Raw genomic sequence first — 26878 nt, 5'->3', positions numbered from 1 at the left:
GCTCGCGATGCGCCGCGCGGGCGGCGCTCGATCTCATGAACGCAAAAAATCTCAATCCATCCACCCACAACACCCACGCTCATTCCGTCTCTATGCCATCATCATCCCCCACCCTCTCCGACCCCAGGCCCCATGCTGATCGACGAAGAACTGACCCTGAAAAAGCTCGAAACCTTCCTCGCCTTCATGCGCAGCGGCAACCTCGGTCGCGCCGCCGTCGAGCTGTCCACCAGTGCCGTCAGCGTGCACCGGGCAATCCATTCCCTGGAAAGCGCCCTGCGCTGCCCGCTGTTCAAGCACGAGGGCCGCCAGCTGATCCCGCTGGAAAGCGCCTACGTCCTGGAGAAGAAGGCCCGCCAGCTGATCCATGACGCCGAGCAGATGGTGCGCCAGACCCGCGAGGCAGCCGGCTTCTATGCCGAGCGCTTCCGCCTGGGGGCGCTGTACTCGCTGACCGTCAAGACCGTGCCCAAACTGGTGATGGGGCTGAAGCTGCGGCGCAGCGAACTGAACATCGACCTGACCCTGGGCTCGAACGTCGACTTGCTGCAACGCCTGAAAAACCACGAACTGGAAGCGATCCTGGTGTCGCTGGATGAAAGCGTGGCGGACCCGGCCTGCGAGCAGTTGCCGCTGTTCTCCGATGACATCTTCCTGGCCGTGCCCACCGACTCGCCGTTCGCCGAGCAGCAGGAAGTCGACCTGGCGGACCTGGCCGACTCCACTTTCATCACCCTGACCCAGGGTTTCGCCACCCACCGCGACGGTGCGCAGGTGTTCCAGCAGGCGGGGTTCGAGCCGAAGGTGGCGATGCAGGTGAACGATATCTTCACCCTGCTCAGCATGGTCAGTTCGGGGGTGGGGTTTGCCCTGCTGCCAGGAAGGATCGCGGCGGTCTACGAGAACCGGGTGAAACTGATTGCGCTGCAGGCGCGGTACCGGCTGCAGCAGCATATCGGGGTGGTGTTTCTGAAGGCCCGGGAGCGGGAGCCGAACCTGTTGGCGTTGCTGGCTGAATGTCGGATGTATAGCCGGGAGAATTGAGTTGCCGGCGATGGGCTGCATGGCAGCCCCTGCTTCGTCAGCCCACCAACCCGCGCATGCAGAAGAACAACAACGATGGCCCCAACAAGCACCCCAGGGCGGTATAGAACGCCGCCGTCAGGCAGCCATAGGGCACCAGCTTCGGATCGGTCGCCGCCAACCCACCAGCCACGCCACTGGAAGTGCCCATCAAACCACCAAAGATGACCGCCGTGCGCGGGTTGTTCAGGCCGATCATCGGCGCCACGAACGGCGTCACGACCATCACCAGGATCGCCTTGACCAACCCCGCGGCGATCGACAGCGCCATCACTTCGGAGCTGGCGCCGATCGCCGCACCGGTCACCGGGCCGACGATGTAGGTCACCGCGCCGGCCCCGATGGTGGTCAGGCTCACGGCATCGGTGTAGCCGAACGCCATGGCCACGCCCCCGCTGATCAGGCCATAGCCGTTGATCACTTTCATCATGGATTCGTACATGGCGGTCACCGTTGCGGGGCAGTCAGGGATTTGTCGGTGCCCGCCTCAGGCTTCTTTTGCCCGATGCGGTCGAGCAGCGGAACCATGGCAAAGCTCGCGACCACGGCCACGACGCCGGCCAGGATCGCCATGGGGCCGCCGGAGAGCGCGCCGAGCACGTTCTGCTGAGCGGCCATGGCCACCACGATAGGGATATAGATGGCGCTCCAGAACTCCACGCCCTGCTCGGACTTGGGCTTGATCAGGCCGCGCTTGCTGAGATAGCTGCCGATGAAGATCAGCAGCAGCATGGCGATGCCAACACCACCGACGTTGGCCGGCACCCCCAGAAGTTTGCCCAGGAGTTCGCCGATGAACAGGCCGACAAGGGTACACAGGGCCAGAAAGGCCACACCGTAGATAATCATTGTTGTTGTCCTCGCGTTGGGTCGAAGTTGCTTGTTGTTGTCCTTCGAAAAACACGGCAGTTATCGGCGCTGGCTGCCCTCCTGACGCAACAGGGCGTCGACGGTATCGAGACGGGTCTGTTCTAGGGCCACTACCCTGCCCTGTTCGAACACCGGCCGGGCCAGGCCGCTGAGCACGCTGCCAGGCGGCATTTCCAGGTGCAGACGCACCCCGCGTTCATAGGCGTTGCGCACCGTAGCACGCCAATCCACCAACCGCGCCATGTTGCCGGCGAGGTCGTCGCGCAGGCTCTGCGGGTCATGGATCGGCCGGGCGCTGCTGCCGCTGAGGTAGGTGATGCGCGGGCGGCGCAGCTCCACCTGGGCGAAGGCGGCCGCAAGCTCCGCGGCCGGGCCGTCGAGCAAGGGGCAATGGGACGGCACGCTGATCGCCAGGCGCCTGGCCACGCCTTGGCCGCGGCTGCGGGCACGGGCGGCGACCTCGGCCATGGCGGCGTCGCTGCCGGCGATGACGATCTGGTTGTCGCTGTTGAGGTTGGCCAGGTAGACCTCACCACCTGCCTCGGCCAGCAAGCGTTCGGCGCAGGCTTGGTCGAGGCCACTGAGGGCGGTCATGCCGTAGCCCTGGGGATAGGCGCGCTGCATCAGCTCCCCCCGCAGTGCCACCAGGCGCACAGCATCTGGCAACGCCAGGGCGCCGGCAGCGACGGCGGCTGGATAGGCGCCGATCGACAGGCCCGCCACATAGTCAGGCGCTGGGCTGCGCTGCATCAGCCAGCGTGCCCAGGCGACCCCAGCCAGCAGCAGGCAAAGCTGCACAGCGCGGGTTGCCTCCAGGGCCTGCGGACTGTCCAGTGTCAGCACCTGCTCACGCAGCACATCGCTGGCCTCTTCGAGCAGCGCCTGGCTGCCCTCGGGCAGGCGGTGCAACATCCCCGCCTGCTGGGCGCCCTGGCCTGGAAACGCGAACAGGCTGCTCACGCTGCGCTCTCCAGCAGGTTCCACGGATCGGCCACCAGGCGTGCACCGTGGGCCGACTTGAGCAGCACACGCCGCGCCATGCCAGCCCATTCGCACAGGGCAACGGCGCCGGCCGGGGTTTCCAGTTGCACATCGATCCGGCATGGGCCGCAGTCGAGGATATCCAGCAGTTCGCGCGCCTTGGCCCGCGTCAGGGGTTGCGGCGTGCGGACCAGCAGGTCGAGGTCGCTGGCGGCGTGTACTGCGGCAATGCCCGTCGCCAACTGATAGCCGACGCTTCCGGTCGGCCCCCAGAGCAGCCCTTGGGCATCGAGTACCGGGGCTACGCTGGCCAGTGCCTGCAGCGCGGCCCAAGGGCTTTCGCCCTGCCAGCGCAGCGCCTCAGGACCCAGTTGCCGGCCAATGTCGGCCAGGCGCATTTCCACCCCCAGGCGCTGCGCCCGCCCTTGCCCGCGCACGCCCACCGCCACCCGGCCTGCGGCGCAAACGGCACGCCGCACCACCACGGGCTGGGCAGCCGCGAGCACCTGAGTGGCCCAGGCCGGCGCATCGGCCGGCAGTGCCAGCGGGGTCATCCCCCAAAGCAGGTCATGGGGCTGCGGGGCATTCATCTCAGGCCTCCTGCCATTGGCTGCGCAGGCGTGCCCGCACTTCGCGCGAGGCGCTGCGATGCTCACCCCCCAGGCGTGACGACAGGTCGGTCGAGCTGCCGATATCGCGCACCGCCTCGGCCAGGCAGGCACGGACCTGGGCAAGGTCGGCCGCGCTCGGCGCTTCGGCGTTGTCCACCTGCAGGCGCCGCCACAGCAGGCCCAAAGAGGCATAGCTGGCCAGGTCATAGGCCATCGGCGGCACTTCGGCGGCCAGGGCTTCGAGCTGTTCGACGCTGCGCAGGGTAATGCGCGCCGCTGCCGCCTTGCCCATGGCATGCACCATCACCCCGCGGTCATCCAAGGCGATCAGCCGTTGGGCCTGGTAGCCATGGGCCAGAAACGCCCCGGACATGGCCTTGCCCACCAGCAGGCCGATGACCGGATGCCCGGCCAGGCGTGCCTGGGCATAGGCCTGCACCGCCGCAGCCAGGGCCTGGTGAATCCCCAAGGCCTCTTCGCGGCGGCCATAGGCCTGGCTCGGCACATCGATGACCGCGACGATGGCGCGTTTCTCGCCGCAGCGGTCGAGTTCGACCGCTTCGCTCACCGCCTTGGCCAGGCCCCAGCCTTCGAGCAGGCCGACTTCACCCGAGCGGGCGCGGGGGAACGGGTTGTGCGCATCCGGCAACACGGCGATGAAGCGCGCCAGGCGGTGGTCCAGTTCGCCGTCGATCACCTGCACCGAAGCGGGATAGCCCGGCAGGGCTTCGCCACCGGCCAGGCCCGGCAGCCAGTTCAAGGCACGGTTCATGAGGCATCTCCTTGGTAGAGGGCACGCACGGCGGCGGCATCCAGTTGCGGGCAGTCGTCACCGAGGCTGGCCAGCCGTTCGAGGTACCAGGCGTGCTGACCCGCGCGGTCGGCAGGCGCTGCGTCGAGCAACTGCAGCAGCTGCTGGCGAATGCTGTCGACGTCGTCGGCCACGTAGCCGTCCACCAGGCCGCTGGCGTGGCGCTGCTCGCCGCCGGTCAGGCTCCAGATGAACGGGCGATCCTTGGCGTCGTACTCGGCGATGCCGGCTTCCTGTTCGATGACCTGCGGGCCGTTCAGGCCCAGGCGTGCTTCGCGGGTAACCAGCAGGTGGCTGCACAGCCCGGCGGCGATGGACATGCCGCCGAAACAGCCGACCGAGCCTGCGACCAGGCCGACCACCGGTTGATAGGCGCGCAACTCGACGATGGCCGCCTGGATCTCGGCGATCGCCGCCAGGCCCAGGTTGGCCTCCTGCAGGCGCACGCCGCCGGTTTCCAGCAGCAGCACGGCGCAGGTGGGGATGCCGTTGCGGTTGTCTTCGATGGCCAGCTCCAGGGCGCCGGCGATCTTGGCCCCGCCCACTTCACCCATGCTGCCGCCCTGGAAGGCGCCTTCGATGGCGGCAATGACGGTGCTGCGGCCATCGAGCAGGCCCTTGGCGATGACCACGCCATCGTCGGCCTGGGGCACGATGCCCTGGCGCGGCAGCCAGGGCGACATCAGTCGTTCGAAGGGGCCGAGCAGCTCGCGGAAGCTGCCGGGGTCGAGCAAGGCGCGGGCGCGCTGGCGTGCCCCCAGTTCGACGAAGCTGCGGCTCTGCAGCAGGCGTGCGATGTCAGTCATGGGCGATCTCCTCGAAACCTTGCTCCAGGCGCAGGCGCACCACGCCGGGGGTGGCGCCGAAATCGTGGATGTCGATCTTCACGGCCGGTACGGCGCGGCCTTCGAACAGGCGCTGGAACAATTGGCCCCAGCGGGCGCCGCTGCCGTTGACCGAGGTCACCACCTGGATGTCCAACTGGCCGGGGATGCCGGGTTCGATCAGCACTTCCAGGTCGCCGGAGCTGACGCAGCCGACCAGGGTGCGGCCACGGCCAGGCTCGGCGGCGGGGAATTGAAAGGTCAGGGTTTCCATGTCACAGGCTCCCGGTCTTGTCGAGGAACAGGCAGGCGGCCAACAAGTCGGCAGCGCCGCCTGGCGAGGCATTCATCTGCAGCAGCTGGGCGTCGAGCAGGCGCAAGTGGCGGCGCCCGTCGAGCGAGGCGCAGCCGCCGGCCGCGAGCACCGCGCGGGCGCCCTGCTGCAGTGCTTGCAGGCCTTGCGGGCCGGCGCGCCAGAGCACGCAGGTGTCGCTCAACGCGGCCATGATCGCCAGCAGCGCATCGAGCCGGGCGTGGGTTTCGCTGGCACCGTCGGCGCGGCTGCGGCGCAGTTGCGGCAGACCGTGTTCGATCACTACCGGGAAGCCTTGCTGGGCCTGTTCGCGGGCACCGCTGGCACCGTAGCGGCGGCGCACCTGGACGCCGTGGCTGTCCTGGGTGATGGCGGCCGGGTCGTCGATCAGGGCGATGCGCCCGGCGCGGGCGGCCATGGTCTGGGCGTCGGCGCCGGGGTCGAGGGCGCAGGCCGCTGTCAGCAGGCCGAGCGCCCAGATCGCACCGCGGTGGGTGTTGACGCCGCCCGTGGTGAACAGCATCGCCGCCTCGCCTTCGCGGCCAAGGCGACCGAGGGCGGCGCGCAGGGGCTGGTTGATCTGGCCTTGGTACTGGGCGGCCTCGGCCATTTGTCGCAGGCAAGGCCACAGGGACAGCGCCGAGGCGTGCATCAGGGGCAGGGTCATGTCGCTGTGCGCGCCGCTGCTGCGGCGGTCTACCAGGCCAGGTTTGGGGGATAGATCGGCTTCGTCGATCAGGGATTCCACGGCCAGGTCGGCGAGGTGGTCGGCCAGGGGGATTTCGCTCGGTCTTGCTGGCCCTATCGCCGGCAAGCCGGCTCCCACGGGGTGGGGGGTGGGTTGCAGGGTGAGTGTATGCATTACCAACTCCTGAACCGTGCGGGGGGGGTGTAGAGGCCACCGGACCACTCCACCAGGTCGGCGATGCTGCGGGCGGCGAGCAGTTCGCGGCTGGCGTCGGTGCGGCGGATGCCGAGGTCTTCGGGCAGGGCCACCAGGCCTTGCTGGCGCAGGCGCAGGGTGTCCTTGGGGTCGTGGCGCAAGCCGATGGCGGTGACCCCGGCCACGGCGGCGATCATCTGCTGGCGCTCCTGAAGGCTGCGTGCCTTGTACAGGTAGGCGATGCCCTCTTCGGTGAGCAGGTGGGTGACGTCGTCGCCATAGATCATCACCGGTGCCAGCGGCATGCCGGCCTTCTTCGCCACTTCGACCGCGTCGAGGGTTTCGACGAAGGTGGGCTTGCCGCCTTCCTGGTAGGTCTCGACCATCTGCACCACCAGCTTGCGGCCGCGTTCGAGCATCGTGTCGGGAACGGTCATGTCCAGCCAGGCCGGGGTCGCATGGCGCCGCCCACGGGGGTCGTGGCCCATGTTCGGTGCCCCGCCGAAACCGGCCAGGCGGCCACGGGTGACGGTGGAGGAATGGCCATCGCCGTCGACCTGCAAGGTGGCGCCGATGAACAGGTCGACCGCGTACTGCCCGGCCAGTTGGCACATCATGCGGTTGGAGCGCAGCGAGCCGTCGCGCCCGGTGAAGAACACATCCGGACGCTGGGCGATGTAGTCTTCCATGCCCAGTTCGGTGCCGAAGCAGTGCACGCTTTCGACCCAGCCGGTCTCGATGGCCGGGATCAGCGTCGGGTGCGGGTTGAGGGTCCAGTTGCGGCAGATCTTGCCCTTCAGGCCCAGCGATTCGCCGTAGGTGGGCAGGATCAGCTCGATGGCCGCGGTATTGAAGCCGATGCCGTGGTTGAGCGACTGCACCTGGTGTTTCTCGTAGATGCCGCGGATCGCCATCATTGCCATCAGCACGTGCACCGGCTTGATATGGCGCGGGTCGCGGGTGAACAGCGGCTCGATGTAGAACGGCTGGTCGGCGACCACCACGAAATCCACCCACGAGGCCGGGATATCGACCCGTGGCAGGTCGTCGACACGGTCCACCAACTGGTTGACCTGGGCGATCACCAGGCCGTCGCTGAAGGCTGCAGGCTCGACCAGCGCCGGGGTGTCTTCGGTGCTGGGGCCGGTGTACAGGTTGCCGTCGCGGTCGGCCATGAAGCCTGCGACCAGGGTGACGTTGGGAATCAGGTCGACCAGCAGCCGCGAGTACAGCTCGATATAGGTGTGGATGGCGCCCACTTCGAGCAGGCCGTCTTCCAGCAGCTGGCCGATGCGCAGGCTCTGCGGGCCGGCGAAGGAGAAATCGAGCTTGCGCGCGATGCCGCGCTCGAACAGGTCCAGGTGCTCGGCACGGCTGACGCTGGGCATGATCATGTGCAGGTCGTGCAGGCGCTCGGGGTCGACCTTGGCCAGGGAACGCGAGAGGAAGTCGGCCTGCTTCTGGTTGTTGCCTTCGAGCACCACGCGGTCGCCGGGTGCGAGCAGCAGTTCGAGGGCTTCGACGATGCGCTCGGTGGGCAGCACCACACCGTCGGCGAGGTGGCGGACGCGGTCCAGGCGGCGCTGCTTTTCGGCGCGCCGCCTGGACCACTGCGGCGGTGGATTCTTCGGTATTGTCATGGGTGACTCCACGGGTTCGCTGTCGTGGAGGCACATTAGGGCGGGTGGGATGAGGGGATCAATCAAGCTGGGGGCGCGATCGTTACGCTCAAGTTAATAAACCAGCGCCCAGGGTGCCTATGTCTGACAGGCCATGCTAGGTTGCTACACCTGTAGGAGCGGATTTATCCGCGATGCGCCGCAATTGGCGCTCGATCCGGAATGCGCTGCATGCCTCGCACCGTGCGCACTGCAAAAATGCACGACACCCCTGCACTTTTATCAATTGTGCACGGCAAATTCGCATGCCACGATCCGGCGACACCCCAGCGCACTCCAGACTTCACTTGGAAAATCAATAACAAAGCAGGGAGAACGCGATGACCGCGCATGCTCACACCTCGGCAACGGCTAATGTACTGGCCGAGGTCCGCAACCAGATTGCCCACCTCACCCTTAACCGCCCCGCCGGCCTCAATGCCCTGACCCTGGACATGGTGCGCAGCCTGCGCCAGCACTTCGACCGCTGGGCCGACGACCCGCAGGTGCAGGCCGTGGTGCTGCGCGGCGAAGGCCCCAAGGGCTTCTGCGCCGGGGGCGATATCCGCTCGCTGCACGACAGCTACAAAGCTGGCGACACACTGCACGAAGACTTCTTCGTCGAGGAATATGCCCTCGACCTGCTGATCCACCGCTACCGCAAGCCGGTGCTGGTGCTGATGGACGGCTTCACCCTCGGTGGCGGCATGGGCCTGGCCCAGGGCTGCGACCTGCGCGTGGTCACCGAACGCAGCCGACTGGGCATGCCCGAGGTCGGCATCGGCTACTTCCCCGATGTGGGCGGCAGCTACTTCCTCTCGCGCATTGCCGGCGAGCTGGGCACCTACCTGGGCGTCAGCGGTGCCCAGATCCAGGCCGCCGACGCGCTGTATTGCGGGCTGGCCGACTGGTATGTGCCCAGCGACAAGCTCGCCGCCCTCGATGAAGGGCTGGACCGCCTGCGCTTCACCGAGCACCCGCTCAAGGACCTGCAGAGCCTGCTGGCCAAACTTGGCAGCCAGACCCTGGACGACGCGCCGCTGCAGACGCTGCGCCCGGTCATCGACCACTTCTTCGGTCTGCCCGACGTGGCGGCGATCATCGAGCAGCTGCGCGCCGTCAGCCTGGGCGACAGCCACCAATGGGCCCTGGCCACCGCCGACCAGCTGGAAAGCCGCTCGCCCCTGGCCATGGCGGTTACCCTTGAGATGTTGCGCCGCGGCCGTCACCTGACGCTGGAAAACTGCTTTGCCATGGAGCTGCACCTGGACCGCCAGTGGTTCCAGTACGGCGACATCATCGAAGGCGTGCGCGCCCTGATCGTCGACAAGGACAAGCAGCCGCGCTGGAACCCGCCGACCCTGGCCGGCCTGCCACCTGAGCGCGTCGACCAATTCTTCGAAGGCCTGTGAGCCCGGGAGTACACAGATGCAAGACCTGGAACTGAGCGAAGAGCAGATCATGATCCGCGACATGGCCCGGGATTTTGCCCGTGGCGAGATCGCCCCGCACGCACAGGCCTGGGAAAAGGCCGGCTGGATCGACGACGGCGTGGTACGCAAGATGGGTGAGCTGGGCCTGCTGGGCATGGTCGTGCCCGAGCAGTTCGGCGGCAGCTACACCGACTACGTCGCCTATGCCCTGGCGGTCGAGGAAATCGCCGCCGGCTGCGGCGCCACCGGGGCGATGATGAGTATCCACAACTCGGTGGGTTGCGGCCCGCTGCTGGCCTACGGCACACCCGAGCAACAGCAGGCATGGCTGCCGCGCCTGGCCAGTGGCGAGGTGATCGGCTGCTTCTGCCTGACCGAGCCGCAAGCGGGCTCCGAGGCACACAACCTGCGTACCCGGGCAGAGCTGATCGACGGCGAGTGGGTGATCAATGGCGCCAAGCAGTTCGTCAGCAATGCCCGTCGTGCCGGGCTGGCGATCGTGTTTGCCGTGACCGACCCGGAGCTGGGCAAGAAAGGCCTGTCGGCCTTCCTGGTGCCGACCGACAACCCAGGCTTCAAGGTCGACCGCAGCGAACACAAGATGGGCATTCGCGCCTCCGACACCTGCGCCGTGACGTTCGACAACTGCCGAATTCCGGCGGCCAACCTGCTGGGCGAACGCGGCAAGGGCCTGGCCATTGCCCTGTCCAACCTCGAAGGTGGGCGTATCGGTATAGGGGCCCAGGCACTGGGGATCGCCCGTGCCGCGTTCGAGGCGGCGCTTTTGTATTCGCGCGACCGGGTACAGTTCGGCAAGCCGATCAACGAGCACCAGAGCATCGCCAACCTGCTGGCCGACATGCAGGTCCAGATCAATGCCGCGCGCCTGCTGATCCTGCATGCCGCGCGCCTGCGCAGTGCTGGCAGGCCGTGTCTTTCGGAGGCTTCCCAAGCCAAGCTGTTCGCCTCGGAAATGGCCGAGCGGGTCTGTTCGATGGCGATCCAGGTGCATGGCGGGTATGGCTACCTGGAGGATTACCCGGTGGAGCGGCATTACCGGGATGCGCGGATCACCCAGATCTATGAAGGGTCCAGCGAGATCCAGCGGATGCTGATTGCGCGGGAGTTGAAGCACTATCCGTTGTGATGCCACCGGCCTCATCGCCGGCTTGCCGGCGATGAGGCCGGTGCAGTCAGCGCCGCTGCCTGAACGTCTCCGAAGGCAGCTCACCAAACCGCTGCCGATAAATCTCCGAAAACCGCCCCAGATGCAAAAAGCCATAATCCATGGCCAATTCGGTCACACTGCGCACCGTGCAACTGCCATCGCTCAGGCACGCATGCACGCGCTCCAGTTTGCGCTGGCGCACGTACTGCTTGGGTGTGGTGCCCAGGTGCCGGTCGAACAGCGCATACAACGACCGCACGCTCATGCACGCCTGCTCCGCCAACGTCTCGGCCGCCAGCTCGAGCTTCAGGTTGCGATCGATATGGTCGAGGATCCGCTCAAGGCCCGCCCCGGGGCTGCCCAGGCGCTCGCGGCGGATGTTGGTGCTCATCAAGGTCAGCAGCTTGCTCGCCACGATCTCGCTGTAGTGCCCCTGCACACGGGGTAGCGAATCGATCACCTCGGCCTCATGGCAGACCATGGCCAGCAGGTTGACGAAACCGTCCAGTTCGTCCAGCCGATAATGGTTGCGCAAGAATCGCACCCCGCCTTCCGGCCGTTGCCAGCGCTGCTCTTCGCAGATCGAGTCGAGCAACCGGGTGGGCACCTTGAGGATGAACTTTTCGCAATCGTCCGAGTAGGTCAGGTCGACCGGATCGTCCGGATTGATCAGCAGCAACTCGCCAGGTACCAGGTGGTGCTCGCGCTGATGGCCGCGCCACAGGCAGTTGCCGTTGAGCAACACCTGCAGGTGGTAGATGGTTTCCAGCGCCGGCGATGTGACCCGCACACTGCCGCCGTAGCTGATACGGCACAGGTCGAGGTCGGCGAACTTGCGATGGCTGAGGCTCGCCTGGGGATGGGTGGTGCGCGACAAGCCAATGCAGTGCTGGCCCACGTGCCGGTTGACGTAATCGGACACAGCATACGGGTCGGCGTGATGGAACACGCTACTGCGCTCGCTCAGCAGGCGGCTTTCCATAGGCAAGGCACTCGTTGTCTTTATTTTTCTGGGCGCCGCTTCCTACGGGCTCCGGGGCCTGTGGTCGCGGTCGTTCACGGTCATTGGACGATACACTAAGCAAAAGGTGGGGGTTGGGCAATGCGACCTGTGGATTGGGTGGGCGGACAGCGGCCAGGTGCTTGGGCGGGGTGCGCGATGAGGCCCGAAAGTGCAACATTAAGCCTCAGTGCACAACCGCTTCCTCCCGCCCCACCCACCCCTGACTACGCGCCCGGAACTGCCTGGGCGCAATGGCAAAGAGCTCGCGGAAACGCCGGTAGAAATGCGGGAAGCTGACGAACCCGCTGGCCACCGCGACTTCGGTCAACGATTTGCTGGTGTGCTGCAACAACTGGCGAGCATGGGTCAGGCGCAACTCCAGGTAATAGCGCGGCGGCGTGGCCTGCACGTGGCGGCGGAACAGGCGCTCCAGATGGCGGCGCGACAAGCCGGCGTGCTCGGCAATTTCGTCGATGCCGATCGGGTCTTCGATATTGGCATGCATCAGCTCCAGGGCCAGGCGCACGCCACGCGGCAGGCTCGGGTCGATCTCCGGTGCACTGGCCGGCAGGTCGCCCGCCCCCCGCGCGCGATCACACGCCAGCATCTGCTCCACCGCCCGGCGCAAACCTTCACCGCCCTGCTGCTCGAGCAGGGCCAGCATCATGTCCAGCGCACTGCTGGCGCCGGCGCAACTCATGCGCCGGCGGTCCAGCACATGGGCCTGGCGGCTGATGCGAACCTTGGGAAACAGCTCGCTCATCATCGCCCGGCCGTCGGGATGGAACGCGCAATCGTGGTCGTTGAGCAAACCCGCTTCGGCGAGGAAATACGCACCATTCCACAGCCCGCCCAGCTGACAACCGAACTGCTCGGCATGGCGCAACTTGCTGCGCAGCAGTGCCGAAGGCTCCAGGCGCACACGCAAGCCCCCGCACACCAGCAGGCTGTCCAGGCCTTGCAGCTGCAGCTCGGCCAAGGGGGTAGTGACCGGCAAGGCGATGCCCAGGTCGCTCATCACCTGGGCGCCCTCGCCCACCACCTGGATGAGGAACAGCGGCGTGGCACTCATCAGGTTGGCAGTGACCAGGGTATCCATGGCGGCGGTGAAGGCCATCATCGAGAAGTGCTCGCGCAGGACGAAGGCCACCCGCCGGCACGGCAGCGACAGTGCGTCGCGGCTGGCCGGGTCGAGGTGGGCCAGGTTGGTGTTCTTGAGGATGCTTTCGAAATGGCTCATGGTTCGACTCACTACACGGATGAGGCCACTGAAGGTGGAACAGATTAGTTGCTGGCCTGGGTGGCAGCCGCACGCGACGCCTGCAGCCACTCGTCGAACTGCTGCCGGTGGGCGGCGACCCACTCCTTGGCATGGCGGGTGATGTCGGCAGGTTTCTTCTCGCCCTGCTGCATCTTCAGGTTCTGGTTGCTTTCGTCAGCGGTGCTGATCTGCACCAGCGATAGAAATTTCACAGCCGCCGGGTTGTCTTCGGCAAAGTCCTTGTTCAGCACCGCCACGACCTTGTCCACGGCAAAACCGAGGTTCTTGCCCTGATACATCGTGTCGACGTCATTGTTGCCGTCCGGCAGGTCGGTCTTGGGCACTTCCAGCCAGACCACATCCTTGCCCTCCACCAGCACACTGGCGATCCACTGCGGCACCCAGGTGAAGTACAGGATCGGCTTGCCTTCCTTGTAGCGCGTGATGGTGTCGGCCATCAGCGCGAAGTACGAGCCCTGGTTGACATTGACAGTCTTGCCCAGATCGTAGGCCTTCATGTGGTGGGCGATCACCAGTTCGCAGCCCCAGCCAGGGTTGCAGCCGGTCATGTCGGCCTTGCCGTCGCCGTCGGTATCGAACAGCTTGGCGATCTCGGGCTTCTTCAGGTCGGTGATGTACTTGATGTTGTACTGGTCGGCGGTTTTCTTGTCGATCAGGTGGCCCTGGCTCACGCCTGGCAGGATGTTGCCGGTCTTGACCATCACCTCATCGCCACCGGCCTGCTGGTAGAACTTGTCGTGGAGCTTTTCCCACAGGTGCACGGTGAAGTCGGCATCGCCATTGGCCAGTGCTACCATCATCACGCCGTACTCGGTCTCCTTCGGCTCCTGGACCTTGTAGCCCAGTTCGCGCAGGCCCTCCATGGCGACTTCGCCGCGGAAGCGTTCTTCGGCGATGGACGGGAAGATCGGCGTGACCTTGACCCCTTCGCCGGGCTTGTCCGAGGCTGCGCTTGCGCACAGCGAGGCGATCACCAGGGCCAGGGCACTGGCGCCTTGCAGGATGCTGCGGGAGAACTTGGATTCCAACATCGTCGCGTACCTTCTTGTGTTTTTGTCGTGTGCGGCAGTTCGAATGTGTCAGCAGTCAGGCGGTCTTGCGCCGCCCTTGCACCTGCCCTGCACCACACAGGCGCAGGACCACGCCCACGGGGCCGGTGTGATACCAGCGCAGGCTCGGGTCGGCACTGCTGCGCGCGCCCATGGCCTGGGTCAGGCGGTCGAGGAAGATCGCCAGCAGCACCAGGCCAACGCCACCGACCGTGGCCAGGCCCATGTCCAGGCGGCCGATGCCGCGCAGTACCATCTGGCCCAGGCCGCCGACAGAGATCATCGAGGCGATCACCACCATCGACAGCGACAGCATCAGGGTCTGGTTGAGGCCGGCCATGATGGTCGAGGTGGCCAGCGGCAGTTGCACCCGAGTCAGCATCTGCCGCGGTGTGCAGCCAAAGGCGCGGGCGGCTTCGATCTTGTCCTCCGGTACCTGGCGTATCCCCAGGTTGGTCAGGCGCACCAGCGGCGGCAAGGCGAACACGATGGTCACCAGCACCCCGGGCACGTTGCCGATGCCGAACAGCATCACCACCGGCACCAGGTAGACGAACGCCGGCAGCGTCTGCATGGCGTCGAGCAACGGCCGGATGATGCGTTCCACGGCGTCGCTGCGGGCGCAGAGAATGCCTAAGGGAATGCCGATCACCGCGCAGAAGAACACCGAGGTGAGCACCAACGCCAAGGTGGTCATCGACTCCGACCACACACCGATCAAGCCCAGCAGCGTCAGGGTGACGAAGCACAGCAAGGCCATGCGCTTGCCCGCCAGTTGCCAGCCGAGCAGCGACGACAGCAGGATGCCGATGGTCGGCGGGATGCTCTACAGGGTGAATTCGATGCCGTTGAGTACTTGGTCGATCGGCCAGCGGATGGCGCGGAACACTTCACGGAAGTTGTGCACAAGGAAGTTGAGGGTGGCGGTCACCCAGTCGCCCAGGGGAATGGTGGCCGCCTGGAACGGGTCGAGCAGGCTGAATTCGGACATGAGGGCAAACCTCTTGGTGGATTAGTGGCGGCTCAGGGTCTGCAGCAGCTCGTTCTTCGACAGGGTGCCCTTGAAGGCGCCCTGGCGGTCGAGCACCGGTACCGGATACGGCAGGTTCGCCGCGATCCCCAGCACCTCGTGCAGCGGCGTGTCGGTGTACACCGGCTGCTGCTCGTGCAGGCTGTAGCGCTCACTGACGCTGGCGCCCTGGGCGTCGGTGTCGACCACACCCAGCAACTGGCCGCGCTCGTCCACCAGGTAGCCGAACGGCACCCCGGGCTGGAAGCTCGGCGCCTTGCCGTTGACCTTGCACACTACCGCCGGGTCCAGCCGGGCCACATCGCCGGCCTTGAGCACCCGCGAGCTGTCGAAGCTCTTGAAGAAGGTGCGCACGTAGTCATTGGCCGGCTGGTTGATCAGCTCCTGCGGAGTGCCGATCTGCACCACGCGGCCGCCTTCCATGATCGCGATGCGATGGCCGATGCGGATGGCTTCCTCGATGTCGTGGGAAATGAAGATGATGGTACGCTGCTGCTCGGCCTGCAGGCGCATCAGCTCGCCCTGCATCTCGCTGCGGATCAGCGGGTCGAGGGCGGAGAAGGCTTCGTCCATCAGCAGGATGGTCGGGTCGTTGGCCAGTGCCCGGGCCAGGCCGGGCCGGGCGGTGGAACTGAGCGTGGCCGGCTCGATCTTCTTCGATGCGGTGCAATTATCGTTCGTCAACATCTCCCAGGCCGCCGAGCGCATCCGCAGCAACACCAACCCCAAGCACGTGGTCACCCTGTGCTGCTCACCGGCGTTTGCCGCCCTGTGGCTGGGGCCACGGATGCCCAAGTTCTTCGCGCAGAACCCGGACATCGACATCAGCCTGGTGACCACCCAGAACTTCCTTGCCATGGAGCCGGGGGTACGACCGGACATCTACATCACCAAGCTGGGCAAGATCCAGGCCGGCTACGCTTGCCACTCGTTGAACCACGACGTGATCTACCCAGTGTGCAGCCCGCAGTACCTGGCCGCGCACCCCGAGCTGCGCACGCTGGAGGGCTTGCGCGATGGCTCGCTGCTCAACCTCAGCCCCTATGGCCGCTCGCAGGTGGCCGAGCACGTGGACTGGAACGTCTGGCTGGCCTTCCATGACGTCGACCTCAAGAGCCGCGCCAGCACCGCACCGCATTTCTTCAATGCCAACGACTACAACCTGCTGGTGCAACTGGCGCTGAGCAACCAGGGCGTGGCGCTGGGCTGGCATCACCTGGTGTCGCCGTTGGTGGAACAGGGCCTGCTGGTGCGACCGGTGGCGCAGGAACTGGTGCTCAAGGACACCTTCCACTTCCTGGCGTTCAACGAAGACAAGGAACATGACTCCAGTTGCCGACGCTTGCGCGAGTGGCTGCTGGAGGAATTCGAGCCCTGCTCAACCCCAGCGCGTGACGCCTTTCACTGCACCGGCAGGAAGTTCATCAGCAACAGGCTTTGCGCGTAGTTGAGCCCGATGCGCCGGTAGCGCTCGTCCAGCAACTCGGCCAGCAGATCCAGACGGGCCACGATCTTGCCGAACTCGACGGCGAAACTCAGGTTGCTGCCCTCCTCGGAGATCTCGTTGGAGAACAGCAGCAGCACGCCATTGGCATCCTGGCGCTGGCTCAGCATCCAGGTCGCCTTCTCGATGTTGCGGGCGGCGTTGTTGATGAACAGCGGGTCGAGGGTATCGGTCATGTAGAACTCGGTGCGCCCGCCGTGCGCGGTGACCAGCATGCTGCCGATCGCGTAGATGAAGGCGCCGACCCGGTCGCCACGAAACTCGGGGCTCAGGGCATAGCTCAGGGCCGCCAGGTCGCGCCGGTTGCCCAGCTGCGGCAAGGGCTGGCGCTGTTCGATGGCCAGGCGGATCTGGCGTTCGGCGGTGGCGGCGTCGAGGTAGCCGGAGAGTTTCAACTGGTTGGGGTTGCGCAGGTACAGCTTGCTCATCAGCAAGTACAGGCTCTGCAGGTTGTCGCGCATCGCCAGGGTGGCCATGCGGTCGACACTGGTCTGGAACAGCTCGCTGGGCTTGCCGTCGCCGAACTGGCTGACGATGTCGCGGCCTTGTTGCTGGGTGCAGGCGCCGAGGCAGACCAGGGCGGCTGCCAGCAGCAGCCGGGGGAAGAATTCGGGTTTGCTTGCAACCATCGGCACCGGGACAGGATCGGCGGCCGTGCTGGGGATCGACGCGGCCTGACCAAGCATAGAGCCCGGAAAATGGAAAAAGTGCGATGCCTGTCATGGCCTCATCGCCGGTACAGTCAGCCAAACCCTCACATGGCGTGGCGCAACATCTCCACCATCTGCGCATGCAGCACCGGATCGCCACAGGCCACCACGCACCCGCCATCCTGCGCCGAGCTGCCGTCCCAGGCTGTCATCACCCCGCCTGCCCCTTCGATGATCGGCATCAGGGCCTGAACGTCATAAGGCTGCAGGCTCGCCTCGACGATCACGTCGACGAAGCCCGAGGCCAGCATGCAGTACGCATAGCAGTCGCCACCGTAGCGCATCAGCCGCGCCTTGCCGGCCACGGTCTCGAACGCGGTCTTGCGCGCAGCCGTGTCGAACATGTCGGGTGTGGTGCACATCAGGGTGGCCGAAGCCAGGTCGGCACAGGCCCGCGTCTTCAGCGGCGTGCCACTGCGCCAGGCACCCGCTGGGGTACCGACGAAACGCTCGCCGGTGAACGGCTGGTTCATCACCCCCAGCACCGGGCGGGTGCCATCGTTCAAGGCAATCAATGTGCCCCACAGCGGCAGGCCGGTGATGAAGGCGCGGGTACCGTCGATGGGGTCGAGCACCCAGGTCAGCGGGCTGCTGCCCACGGCCACGCCCGCCTCTTCACCGAGAATGCCGTGCTCGGGGTAGCGCGCCTGGATCAACGCGCGCATGGCGTCTTCAGCCGCCTTGTCGGCCACGGTCACCGGGTCGTACAAACGCCCGCCCTTGTCCTCGACGTCCAGGCTGGCGCGAAAGTACGGCTGGATCGCGGCGGCAGCGGCATCGGCCAGTTGCTCGGCGAAGGCGCGGTATTCGGCGATCTGTTCGGCGTTCAGGGACATGGGGCGGGCTCTCGGTAGAAGTCGGGGCTCGCATCATACCCGAGAGACCGGTTGTGCGTGCCAGCCGAAGCTGGGTCTAGACTGTACAGACAACGCGGCAAGAACCTGGGGGCTGCCCACACGAGGAGGTGTGCGATGAGTCAGTTCAAGCGTTTGTTCGTCATGCTCGGCCCACAGATGCGCCACACGCCAGCCCTGCAACGTGCAGCGGCACTGGCGGAGTCCAACGGCGCACTGCTGGATATCAATGTGTTCGTCGACGATGTCGACACCTTTGGCTTGATGAGCGACGGTCGTGAACGCGAGCGGCTGCTCGCCGACAATCGCCAGTGGCTGGCCGACCAGGCCGAGCAACTGGGCACTGCCGGGCTCGATGTGTCCACCGAGCTGCTGTTGACCCGCGACCCGCTGGGCAGCGCGCTGGAACGGGTGGAACAAGTTGGCTGCGACCTGCTGGTCAAGGACGTGCAGCATGAACCGGTGCTCAAGCGCCTCCTAGTGACCCCGCTGGACTGGCAGTTGCTCAAGGACAGCCCGATCGCCGTGCACCTGGTCAGTGACATCCGCCTGCCGCTGCCCCGGCAGATCGCCGCCGCAGTCGACCTCAACAGCCATGGCGCCGGCGAACACCTGGATGAACAGGTGATCCACTGCGCCCATGCCCTGGCCCTGCAGTGCAACGCCGAACTGCACTTGCTGCATGTCTGTGATGCGGCCAAGACCCACATCGCCGACTTCGGCGCCGGCACGGTGACCATGCCCGGTTTCGATGCCAGCGTGCGCAATGGCCAGCGCGCGGCGTTCAACCGGCTCGGCGACCACCACCAGATCGAGCTGGAGCGACGGCACTTCCTGGAAGGTACAGCGACGCGTGCGATCGCCCAGTTCGTCAGCCATAGCCGGATCGATGTTATCGTGATGGGCAGCCACCGGCACGACGCCATGCAGACCTTCCTCGGCGGCACCACCGCCCATGTGCTGGAACATCCGCTGTGCAACGTGCTGGCGATCAAGGGGACGCGTTAAGTTTGCAACGCACACATCATCGAACAGGGGCTGCTCTGCAGCTCCTCGCCACAGTTGTTGCAAGACGGTTTTGGAAATGTTCATTTGTCAACCGTTATAATTAACAGTTACTTTCAACATGAGCCGCGATTAATCTGGTCTCCTCAAGCACGAGGTCCTCACCATGATTAAACCAGGCGAAATTGACACCACTTATGGCTCCAATGGGTATGCCATATTTCCGGGCGTGCAACCCAATGAGTCTTTTCATGTAGGCGCCGCTGTGGCAGTAGACCCAGACGGCAGTTTATCGGCATGCGGCGGCTCGCCCAGTACAAGCCCGACGCGCTATTTCGTAAGACTGAATGCAGACGGTAGTTGGAACGAAGAGATAGGCCACAAAAAAATCGAAATATCGCCATCACTGCCAGAAGGCAGCCAGCTGTTCGGCCTAATTACGCGCAGCAACAATGTCGAACCGTCCTATGTTGCACAGTCACAGACGTGGTCCTTGACCGAAGATAACAAATTATTATTTATTATATTCGGCAGCAGTGGGACACTTTCGCTCCAACTTCGATCCTCAGCCAGATTTCGGTGACTTAGGGATCAAGGCCTTGCTTCCCGATCATGAGAAAACCGCTACCGACCTCAAACTGATGGAAGCTGCCGTTGTCAAAAGCCAATGGGTGAATGGGGAGATCAGATCGTTGTACATGTCCCAACGGGATAGGGTCGACGATGAACCCACCTCGTGGATTGCGTTGCTCGGCCCTACCACCGGTCTGCCGGTCAACGGGCTAGGTGAGGATCTGTCACAAAGCCAGCTTGCGCTGCCCAGACTCCGATACGACCCGGACCTGCCAGCTTATTCGATGATCATATCGGACAGTCACTTCTTCGACGATGGTAGTTTCCTGGTCGCAGCCTCGATTAACTGGAAACAGATTATTGTCAAATTCGATAAGCGAGGCGTGCTGGACCGCACATTCGGCGTGGCGGGACAACAAGATATAACAGGTTTTAGAAACTCAATTAAACTGCATGTGGATGTCAGCAAGAATCGCATTCTAGTTGGCGCCGGTACACCGCGCGACCTAGGTAAAACGGTCATACTTTTGCGTGGCTTCGACCTCAACGGCATGCCCGACCCTTCATTTGGCACGAATGGAGCAGTGACCCTGTTCTTTGACGATGAATCAATCGCTGTCGTGGGTATTGATACCGATGCCGCAGGCAATATCATGATTGCTTCCAATCACCGGGTAGGCAACCGCTCCACCGGCGTCGTCACACGCCTGCTACCTGATGGTGCAATTGATCACGGCTTCGGCATGTCCGGACACTATAAAAATTCGGAGATCCTAATTTATTCACAGCTCCATGGAAACGACGAACTGCGGTTGGTCGTTTTTTATAACGACAGGCATGCAGGGATGAAGCTATTTATTTGAACTGCCAGCAGCCAGGGGCGGCACTGCCCCTGGCTGCTGGCGCTCAAAAATCTTTGCTGTAGAACAGTGAGTACGACTCGATGCCGTCATTCGGCTGGTTGATACCGGCATTGGAGTAGTGCATGAAACGCAGGCCGATCTTCTGCTCTCCTGGCAGCTTCAGTCCAAAGCCGATACGGTCTTCGAAGTTGACCGAAGAGCCGAGGCGTTGATTGCCCACGTCGGTCTTGGAGAACGCCGCCAGGCCAATGCCTGCCTCGATGTAGGGGGTGTAGGTGAAACCGCTGAACTCGTAGGTGAACACCGGGCTGAACGACAGCGAGTGGGCGCCACTGTAGTCGCCCCCTTCCCAGTAGGTGTAGGCCGCATCCCAATAGCCGGTGACGAAGCCGGTGCTGCTTTCCAGCCATTTCCTGTCCCAGTCGAAGGATATGCCGATACGGTAGGTCATGTCCCCCTGGCCGGTGGCGCCAACGGCCCCCGACACCTGCGCTGCCTGAGCCACGTTGGCCGCGGTGAACGCCAATACGGCTGCGGCCAGCGAAGCGGCTAGACGGGTATTCATTGATGACTTCTCCTGATGGTCAACTCGACAAGCGGGGGCTTGGACCCCTCGATTTCGATTCGGTGACAAGTGGATCTAGTAGTCACTCGACGTAATATTTTTCTGATTATTGTCTAGATAATCAGAAAGTTGAAAGTGATTTGCCACTAATGGCTAATCTTCGTTGCCGCCCCCACCCCACCCGGGATTCAGTCGTATTCGGCCTCTTCATGTTCACCCAGCAAACGCCGCTGCCTGGGGGTCGCTGCCTCCAGCACATGCGGGTTGAACTGCCAGCTCAAATACGGGGAAAACTTTTGCGCCACCATGCGCCGTCCGTAGTGCACCTGCAGCATGTCGCGCTCGCCGCTGGTGCTGCTGTTGGCGCCCGCGCCGTGCCAGACATCGCTGCGAAACACCAGTGCATCGCCTGCCTGGCACAACACCGTTTTCGCTTCGCGCCCTTGCCATTGCAGCTCGCCGGGTTGCGGCGGGCGTGCCGCACGGTGGCTGCCGGGCACGATGCAGGTCGGCCCGATGGCGAGGTCGATATCGCAAAGGTACAGCTGCGCCGTAAGAATCTGCACCGGCTGGACGAAGTCGTCCCGCCCGCTGATCCATGTCGGCAGCTGCATGGGCAGATGGTCCAGGTGCAAACCCATGCCCGGGTAGCCGGGATGGCTGCGCCAGGCGGTCTGGCCGATCACATGGCAATCGTGGCCAAGCACCGCCTCGGCCAGGGCGATCAGCGGTGGCAGGTCGAGAAAAGGCAGCCACAGCGGGTGCCGATTGAAGACGCACTTGTAGTGTTCGAGCTGCCCCTGGTAATCCCAGTGGATGGGCTGCAAGTCGTCGATGGCGCACCGCAGCAACGCGACTTGCAAAAGGTCGATCACGCCGGGAAGCAGCACATAGCCCTGCTCTTGCAACTGCTGCACTTGAACGTCCAGGCCCATGGCGATGTGCTCCTTTCATCACTGGAGTACAAATGTACCCCTTGCTGGATCTAACGCCAGTTGAGGCTCACCGTGGCCGGTGACTTGTCGTTGACGGTCACATGCTGCTGCACCGTCCTGCCGTCAGCCTGCCCGATCACTTTGTACTGACCTGGCGGCAGCTGTACGTAAAGCAGTGGCCCGGCATCCTGCAGGCTGAGCATCGACTTGCCTTGCGCGTTCTGGATGTCGACCGACGCGCCGCTCTGGAACTCGCCTTCAGGCCCGGTCGAGAGCTCTACATGAAGATCGTAGCCGCCGGTCTTGCGCAGAGCATTGGCTTCATCCTGGCCGATACCGCCTTCCAGGTAACGAATGCCGTTCTGCTCCTGCTGTTGAAGTTGTACGCCCTGCATGTCGATCGGTGCATTCGGGTCCGCTGCAGCGGCGAGGGTCCAGGGTAGTGCCAGGGCGAGCAGCAGTGCTGCCCCCAGGGCATGGTGATGATTACGCATGGTCAGCTCCTCCTTGTGGAGATGGCTTACCTGACATTTGAACCCTGGCCAGCGGCCAGGTTCATGCCCCGCGCCGTTCTTCGAGCAACTTCACGAACATGCTCAGGCTTCGCGACACGGTGCCACGCCGCCAGACCAGCCAGGTCTTGAGGTAGCGAAAGTCCTCCGACATCGGCCAGGCACTGACCGTGCTGCAGCCGGGCATGTTGTCGAGCATGCTGCGCGGCAGCATGGCCAGGCCTGCGCCTGCGCTGACGCAGGCGAGCATGCCGTGGTACGACTCCATTTCATGGATCTTGCCGGGCACCGCCTGGTCCTGGACGAACCAGTTCTCGAAGTGATGGCGGTAGGAGCAGTTGGCGCGAAACGCGTAGATGCTCGCGCCGTTGACGTCCTGGGCGCGGGTCACCGGCGCATGGTTGAGCGGCGAGATGACCACCATTTCCTCTTCGAACACCGGCATGCCTTCGAGCGTCGGGTGCAGCACCGGCCCATCGACGAATGCCGCCACCAGGCGCCCGGAGAGCACGCCTTCGAGCATGGTCCCGGACGGCCCGGTGGAGAGGTCCAGGTCGACCTTGGGGTAGCACTGGTTGTAGGCCGCCAACAGCGCCGGAATGCGCACCGCCGCCGTGCTTTCCAGCGAGCCCAGGGCAAAGGTGCCCTGCGGGTCTTCGCCGGCCACGGTCAGCCGCGCCTCGTGCACCAGGTCGAGGATACGCCGGGTGTATTCGAGAAAGTTCCAGCCGGCCGGCGACAAGCGCAGGCGGCTCTTTTCACGAATGAACAACTCCACCCCGAGGTCTTCCTCGAGCTGCTTGATACGTGTGGTCAGGTTCGACGGCACCCGATGGATGTGCTGGGCGGCGGCGCTGATGCTGCCCTGCTCGGCCACGGCCTTGAAGATCTCCAGTTGCACCAGGTCCACAGTCATTCTCCAAACGTGAATGTTTCGCTCATTATTATTCAGTTTTCATTAAACCCATAGCCCACTAGTCTGGCGTCACTGATTAACAACAACGAGTGCCCCGCCATGAGCGCGATCAGCAGCCTGACCCACGCCATCTCCGTCGACCCCTTCAGCGGCGAACAGATCGGCGCCTACCCCTTCGACACCGACGCCGCACTGGAAGCGGCGCTGCAACGCGCCACGGTCGGCTACCGCCAGTGGCGCCAGGTGTCGCTGGGTCAGCGCAGCGAATACCTGCTGGCCCTGGCTTCGGCGCTGGAAGCCAAGGCTGAAACCTTCGCCCAGATGATCAGCCACGAAATCGGCAAGCCGATCGGCCAGTCCCGCGGTGAGGTGAGCAAGTGCGTCGGCCTGTGCCGTTGGTACGCCGAGCACGGTCCGGCCATGCTGGCTGCCGAGCCGACCCAGGTGGAAAAAGCGCGTATCGAGTACCGCCCGCTGGGCCCGATCCTGGCCGTGATGCCGTGGAACTTCCCGATCTGGCAGGTGCTGCGTGGCGCGGTACCGGCGATCCTGGCCGGCAACACCTACGTACTCAAGCACGCCCCGAACGTGATGGGCAGTGCTTACCTGCTGGGCGAACTGTTCAAGGATGCCGGCGTGCCTGAAGGTGTGTTCGAGGTGCTCAACGTCACGCCGGAAGGTGTCACCCGCGCCATCAACGATCCGCGTATCGCCGCCGTGACCCTCACCGGCAGCGTGCGCGCCGGCATGGCCATCGGTGCCCAGGCCGGTGCCGCGCTGAAGAAGTGCGTGCTCGAACTGGGCGGTTCCGACCCGTTCATCGTCCTGGCCGACGCCGACCTGGACGCTGCGGTCAAGGCTGCGGTGATCGGCCGCTACCAGAACACTGGCCAAGTCTGCGCCGCAGCCAAGCGCCTGATCGTCGAAGCCAGCATCGTCGAGGAGTTCACGCGCAAGTTCGTCGAAGCGACGCGCCAGCTGAAAGTCGGCAACCCGCTGCAGGACGACACCTACATCGGCCCGATGGCCCGCTTCGATCTGCGCGACGAGCTCGATGGCCAGGTCCAGGCGACCCTCGCCGAAGGCGCCACCCTGCTGCTCGGTGGCAGCAAGGTCGAGGGCGTGGGCAACTTCTACGCACCGACCGTGTTCGCCAACGTGACCCCGCAGATGACTGCGTTCAAGCAGGAGTTGTTCGGGCCGGTGGCGGCGATCATCACTGCCCGTGATGCCGACCATGCCGTGGAACTGGCCAACGACAGCGAGTTCGGTCTGGCGTCGACCATCTACACCGCCGACTATGCCCTGGCCGAGCGCATGACTGCGGCGCTGGACACCGGTGGCGTGTTCATCAACGGCTACTGCGCTTCCGACCCCCGCGTGGCGTTTGGCGGCGTGAAGAAGAGCGGCTTCGGGCGCGAGCTATCGCACTTTGGCGTGCGTGAGTTCACCAACGCGCAGACGGTTTGGCTGGATCGTAACTGATTCGATGCACGGGGGGGCCGCACAGCGGCCCCTACCCCCTCAATCCCTGACCTGGTCCTTGACCCAGTCCAGCATCCCCCCGGGCACGATCAGCTCATGCCGCGCCCGCGAACACGCGGTATACAACCCCGCCAGCATCCGCGCCCGTTCATTGCGATTGCCCGCCGTGGTCGGCGCCACCATCAGCTCCGGTGACACCATCACCCGGGCAAACTCCATGTTCTTCACATCGCGCACGCGCCCCAGGAACAGCTTCGGCGCCTTGTCCCAGCGGTAACGGCTCTTGGCCTTGGCGAAGTGCTCGGGGGTGTAGCCCTTGCGCAGCATGCCAGCCACGGCGGCAAAGGCCTTGTCGTCGCCCTTGTCCTGTTCCAGCGCCTGCCAGCTGGGATAGCGGAACAACATCGGGTGACGGGCCCGCGTACCATGGCGGTACAGCTCGATGCAGTCCTCGACGAACAGTTCGAAGTCCTTGCGCGCACTTTTCAACAGCACGAACGGCACGCCCTGGTGAGTCAGGCGCTGAAACCAGCCAAACAGCCCCCACTCGTCATCGACGATCAGTGCAGTGGGCTGTTCGGGCACCGTCACCGCGTCGAAGAAGCTGACCCGGGTGTAATGCTCGGCGCTGCCGCTGAACGCCGCCTGGATAGCCGCCGGGTGCGCCTGGATCAGCGGGTTGAGCACGTTGTCCATGGCTGGCCCTGCGCGCAGCGAGTGGTCGATGTAGCGCTGGCGGATGAAGCCGCCGTGGTGCGGGCTCAAGCCATTGAGGTTCTGCAGCTCGTCACCCAGCGCGATCACCGACTGCGGGCTGCGGTCCAGTACGGCGAGCATCGGCGCGGACAGCTCGTGGGCTTCGTCGACGATCACATGGGTGTAGCGGCTGTCGATCACCTCGGCGGTCAGCGACAACAGCTTGACCCGGTGGTAGTCGCGCACCGGCAGCTGGATTTCACGGGCCGAGGGGCGAATCAGCTCCTGCCAGTACAGCCGGGCCTTTTCCAGCAGAACTTCCTGGTCCAGCGGCGTGGTGCCGGGGCCGGCCCAGGGCAGATGGTGCAGTTGCACCTGGCTGTCGACACTGCGGCAGAAACTGCGCACGGCCTTGATGCACAAGGCCACCACATCACGTGCCGCCAGCGGTCCGATATCGGGGATGGCCAGCCACTTCACCACCTGCGCTTCCTGCGGGCGCCATGACAGCTTGGTCCGGTACGGGTCACGCAGGCGCCAGCCGTTGCTGGTGAGGTCGCGATTGAGAATTTCGTCGGCCAGCTGGCCGAAGGTCAGCGCGGTGTAGGCCGTGGCATCCTTGACTCGCGCCTGCAACGCGCGCAACTGGCCTTCGGTGAGGGCCAGCAACAAGGTCCGCGGCGGGTCGAGCAGGCGTGCGAACTGCTGGATCAGGAAGGTCTTGCCGGTGCCGGCAAAACCCTGCACCGCCACCGACTCGTCGACGCCGGAAAGGAACTCGCGCAGCAGGCGGTTCTGTTGGTCACTGAGCAGCAAGTCGCTGGCCAGGGACGGCAGGTGCACCGGGTGCAACGGCGTCACACGCTGGCGGTAGCTGTCGGCGAACCGATAGTTCCACTGGCCTTCGCTGTCCTGAAAATCATCAGCTGCGTAGTCGACCTCGGACGAAACCAGGCCGACGCCATTTTCGCCCAGCATGCCAAGCCCCATGGCGAAGGCTTCGCGGTCGAAATGCTGCGCCACCTGGCCTTGGAAACGCCCGGGTGCGGCTGCTTCCACTTCATTGGCGATGCGCACCATCTCGGCAAAACGCCGTTCCTGCGCATCGGCCGAAACGCTTGCAGGCTGGCGTGGCAGGTTCTGCACGAACAGCACGGCGGCGGCCTCAAGCAGGCTGGCGGTGTGGAAGAAGTCGGTAGGCCCGCTGGCCAGGCGGTCGGCCTGGTCGCTGGGCAAAGGCAGGTAGAACATCGCAACCTCG

At 64.7% G+C, this 26878-nt stretch carries 25 protein-coding genes and 3 pseudogenes; 7 read left to right on the top strand and 21 right to left on the bottom strand.

Annotation, left to right across the window (positions count from 1 at the left end; all coding sequences use genetic code 11):
* The first annotated feature begins 132 nt into the window (after positions 1 to 132).
* Positions 133 to 1044, top strand: a complete 912-nt coding sequence (locus PPL01S_RS17875; RefSeq protein ID WP_016394690.1) for a LysR family transcriptional regulator — start codon at positions 133 to 135, stop codon at positions 1042 to 1044.
* A gap of 37 nt (positions 1045 to 1081) precedes the next feature.
* Here the strand turns inward: PPL01S_RS17875 and PPL01S_RS17870 are convergent.
* The 9 genes and pseudogenes from PPL01S_RS17870 to mdcA form a co-directional block, all read right to left on the bottom strand.
* A pseudogene (locus PPL01S_RS17870) lies at positions 1082 to 1477 on the bottom strand (malonate transporter subunit MadM); the annotation flags it as partial.
* Positions 1478 to 1530: 53 nt separating this feature from the next.
* Positions 1531 to 1932 carry a malonate transporter subunit MadL gene (madL, locus tag PPL01S_RS17865; RefSeq protein ID WP_028625380.1) on the bottom strand — a complete coding sequence of 134 codons (402 nt, stop codon included), beginning with the start codon at positions 1930 to 1932 and terminating at the stop codon, positions 1531 to 1533.
* Positions 1933 to 1992: 60 nt separating this feature from the next.
* Positions 1993 to 2913 (bottom strand): malonate decarboxylase subunit epsilon, encoded by a 921-nt coding sequence (mdcH, locus tag PPL01S_RS17860; protein WP_028625379.1) that lies wholly within the window; start codon positions 2911 to 2913, stop codon positions 1993 to 1995.
* Positions 2910 to 3524, bottom strand: a complete 615-nt coding sequence (locus PPL01S_RS17855) for a malonate decarboxylase holo-ACP synthase (RefSeq protein ID WP_016394694.1) — start codon at positions 3522 to 3524, stop codon at positions 2910 to 2912. Before PPL01S_RS17855 ends, mdcH begins: the two co-directional genes overlap by 4 nt.
* Position 3525: 1 nt before the next feature.
* On the bottom strand, positions 3526 to 4317 hold the full coding sequence (gene mdcE / locus PPL01S_RS17850) for a biotin-independent malonate decarboxylase subunit gamma (RefSeq protein ID WP_016394695.1): 792 nt from the start codon (positions 4315 to 4317) through the stop codon (positions 3526 to 3528).
* Positions 4314 to 5162 carry a biotin-independent malonate decarboxylase subunit beta gene (locus PPL01S_RS17845; protein ID WP_016394696.1) on the bottom strand — a complete coding sequence of 283 codons (849 nt, stop codon included), beginning with the start codon at positions 5160 to 5162 and terminating at the stop codon, positions 4314 to 4316. The genes mdcE and PPL01S_RS17845 overlap by 4 nt, the downstream gene beginning before the upstream one ends.
* Positions 5155 to 5454: a malonate decarboxylase subunit delta gene (locus PPL01S_RS17840; RefSeq protein WP_016394697.1), complete on the bottom strand. Its 300-nt coding sequence runs from the start codon at positions 5452 to 5454 to the stop codon at positions 5155 to 5157. The genes PPL01S_RS17845 and PPL01S_RS17840 overlap by 8 nt, the downstream gene beginning before the upstream one ends.
* Before the next feature lies 1 nt (position 5455).
* Positions 5456 to 6355 (bottom strand): triphosphoribosyl-dephospho-CoA synthase, encoded by a 900-nt coding sequence (locus PPL01S_RS17835; RefSeq protein ID WP_016394698.1) that lies wholly within the window; start codon positions 6353 to 6355, stop codon positions 5456 to 5458.
* Complete coding sequence (mdcA, locus tag PPL01S_RS17830; protein WP_028625377.1) at positions 6355 to 8016, bottom strand: malonate decarboxylase subunit alpha; 1662 nt, start codon at positions 8014 to 8016, stop codon at positions 6355 to 6357. Before mdcA ends, PPL01S_RS17835 begins: the two co-directional genes overlap by 1 nt.
* Before the next feature lie 359 nt (positions 8017 to 8375).
* Here mdcA and PPL01S_RS17825 point away from each other — a divergent pair, with 359 nt between their 5' ends.
* Together PPL01S_RS17825 and PPL01S_RS17820 are read left to right on the top strand one after the other, a co-directional pair.
* On the top strand, positions 8376 to 9446 hold the full coding sequence (locus tag PPL01S_RS17825; RefSeq protein ID WP_028625376.1) for an enoyl-CoA hydratase/isomerase family protein: 1071 nt from the start codon (positions 8376 to 8378) through the stop codon (positions 9444 to 9446).
* Between the two features lie 16 nt (positions 9447 to 9462).
* Positions 9463 to 10614: an acyl-CoA dehydrogenase family protein gene (locus tag PPL01S_RS17820; protein ID WP_016394701.1), complete on the top strand. Its 1152-nt coding sequence runs from the start codon at positions 9463 to 9465 to the stop codon at positions 10612 to 10614.
* A 46-nt stretch (positions 10615 to 10660) separates the two neighbouring features.
* On the opposite strand, the gene PPL01S_RS17815 is transcribed toward PPL01S_RS17820, so the two are convergent.
* The 5 genes and pseudogenes from PPL01S_RS17815 to PPL01S_RS17795 all read right to left on the bottom strand — a co-directional run.
* Complete coding sequence (locus tag PPL01S_RS17815; protein WP_028625375.1) at positions 10661 to 11617, bottom strand: helix-turn-helix transcriptional regulator; 957 nt, start codon at positions 11615 to 11617, stop codon at positions 10661 to 10663.
* A 205-nt stretch (positions 11618 to 11822) separates the two neighbouring features.
* On the bottom strand, positions 11823 to 12878 hold the full coding sequence (locus PPL01S_RS17810; RefSeq protein ID WP_028625374.1) for a GlxA family transcriptional regulator: 1056 nt from the start codon (positions 12876 to 12878) through the stop codon (positions 11823 to 11825).
* 44 nt (positions 12879 to 12922) lie between these two features.
* Positions 12923 to 13951 carry a glycine betaine/L-proline ABC transporter substrate-binding protein ProX gene (gene proX, locus PPL01S_RS17805; RefSeq protein WP_028625373.1) on the bottom strand — a complete coding sequence of 343 codons (1029 nt, stop codon included), beginning with the start codon at positions 13949 to 13951 and terminating at the stop codon, positions 12923 to 12925.
* 55 nt (positions 13952 to 14006) lie between these two features.
* Positions 14007 to 14960: pseudogene (gene proW / locus PPL01S_RS17800) on the bottom strand (glycine betaine/L-proline ABC transporter permease ProW).
* A gap of 21 nt (positions 14961 to 14981) precedes the next feature.
* A pseudogene (locus PPL01S_RS17795) lies at positions 14982 to 15620 on the bottom strand (ATP-binding cassette domain-containing protein); the annotation flags it as partial.
* Between PPL01S_RS17795 and PPL01S_RS17790 the strand changes: the two are divergent.
* Positions 15580 to 16446 carry a LysR substrate-binding domain-containing protein gene (locus PPL01S_RS17790; protein WP_248694073.1) on the top strand — a complete coding sequence of 289 codons (867 nt, stop codon included), beginning with the start codon at positions 15580 to 15582 and terminating at the stop codon, positions 16444 to 16446. The pseudogene PPL01S_RS17795 and the gene PPL01S_RS17790 overlap by 41 nt on opposite strands.
* Here PPL01S_RS17790 and PPL01S_RS17785 read toward each other — a convergent pair.
* Positions 16401 to 17132, bottom strand: a complete 732-nt coding sequence (locus tag PPL01S_RS17785) for a hypothetical protein (RefSeq protein WP_016394707.1) — start codon at positions 17130 to 17132, stop codon at positions 16401 to 16403. The genes PPL01S_RS17790 and PPL01S_RS17785 overlap by 46 nt on opposite strands.
* A 125-nt stretch (positions 17133 to 17257) precedes the next feature.
* Entirely contained in the window at positions 17258 to 18049 is a 792-nt protein-coding gene (gene hisN / locus PPL01S_RS17780; protein WP_016394708.1) for a histidinol-phosphatase, read from the bottom strand.
* Positions 18050 to 18184: 135 nt separating this feature from the next.
* Here hisN and PPL01S_RS17775 point away from each other — a divergent pair, with 135 nt between their 5' ends.
* Both PPL01S_RS17775 and PPL01S_RS17770 read left to right on the top strand, forming a co-directional pair.
* Complete coding sequence (locus tag PPL01S_RS17775) at positions 18185 to 19075, top strand: universal stress protein (RefSeq protein WP_016394709.1); 891 nt, start codon at positions 18185 to 18187, stop codon at positions 19073 to 19075.
* A gap of 596 nt (positions 19076 to 19671) precedes the next feature.
* A complete protein-coding gene (locus PPL01S_RS17770) occupies positions 19672 to 20508 on the top strand; it encodes an NHL repeat-containing protein (RefSeq protein WP_016394710.1) in 837 nt (278 codons plus the stop codon).
* 43 nt (positions 20509 to 20551) lie between these two features.
* Here the strand turns inward: PPL01S_RS17770 and PPL01S_RS17765 are convergent, their stop codons facing one another.
* The 4 genes from PPL01S_RS17765 to ptrR form a co-directional block, all read right to left on the bottom strand.
* Positions 20552 to 21073 (bottom strand): acyloxyacyl hydrolase, encoded by a 522-nt coding sequence (locus PPL01S_RS17765; protein ID WP_016394711.1) that lies wholly within the window; start codon positions 21071 to 21073, stop codon positions 20552 to 20554.
* A gap of 188 nt (positions 21074 to 21261) precedes the next feature.
* Complete coding sequence (locus PPL01S_RS17760; protein WP_016394712.1) at positions 21262 to 22008, bottom strand: phytanoyl-CoA dioxygenase family protein; 747 nt, start codon at positions 22006 to 22008, stop codon at positions 21262 to 21264.
* 50 nt (positions 22009 to 22058) lie between these two features.
* Positions 22059 to 22502, bottom strand: coding sequence for a hypothetical protein (locus PPL01S_RS17755; protein WP_016394713.1), 444 nt, complete (start codon positions 22500 to 22502; stop codon positions 22059 to 22061).
* Positions 22503 to 22563: 61 nt separating this feature from the next.
* Positions 22564 to 23430, bottom strand: coding sequence for a putrescine utilization regulator PtrR (gene ptrR / locus PPL01S_RS17750; RefSeq protein ID WP_016394714.1), 867 nt, complete (start codon positions 23428 to 23430; stop codon positions 22564 to 22566).
* 105 nt (positions 23431 to 23535) lie between these two features.
* On the opposite strand from ptrR, the gene PPL01S_RS17745 reads away from it, so the two are divergent.
* Complete coding sequence (locus tag PPL01S_RS17745; RefSeq protein WP_016394715.1) at positions 23536 to 24921, top strand: aldehyde dehydrogenase family protein; 1386 nt, start codon at positions 23536 to 23538, stop codon at positions 24919 to 24921.
* Between the two features lie 39 nt (positions 24922 to 24960).
* Here the strand turns inward: PPL01S_RS17745 and PPL01S_RS17740 are convergent, their stop codons facing one another.
* On the bottom strand, positions 24961 to 26868 hold the full coding sequence (locus PPL01S_RS17740) for a DEAD/DEAH box helicase (RefSeq protein WP_028625371.1): 1908 nt from the start codon (positions 26866 to 26868) through the stop codon (positions 24961 to 24963).
* Between the last annotated feature and the right edge of the window lie 10 nt (positions 26869 to 26878).

The sequence above is a fragment of the Pseudomonas plecoglossicida NBRC 103162 = DSM 15088 genome, assembly GCF_000730665.1.
GTDB lineage: Bacteria > Pseudomonadota > Gammaproteobacteria > Pseudomonadales > Pseudomonadaceae > Aquipseudomonas > Aquipseudomonas plecoglossicida.
This window is presented reverse-complemented; position numbering and strand designations above follow the sequence as displayed.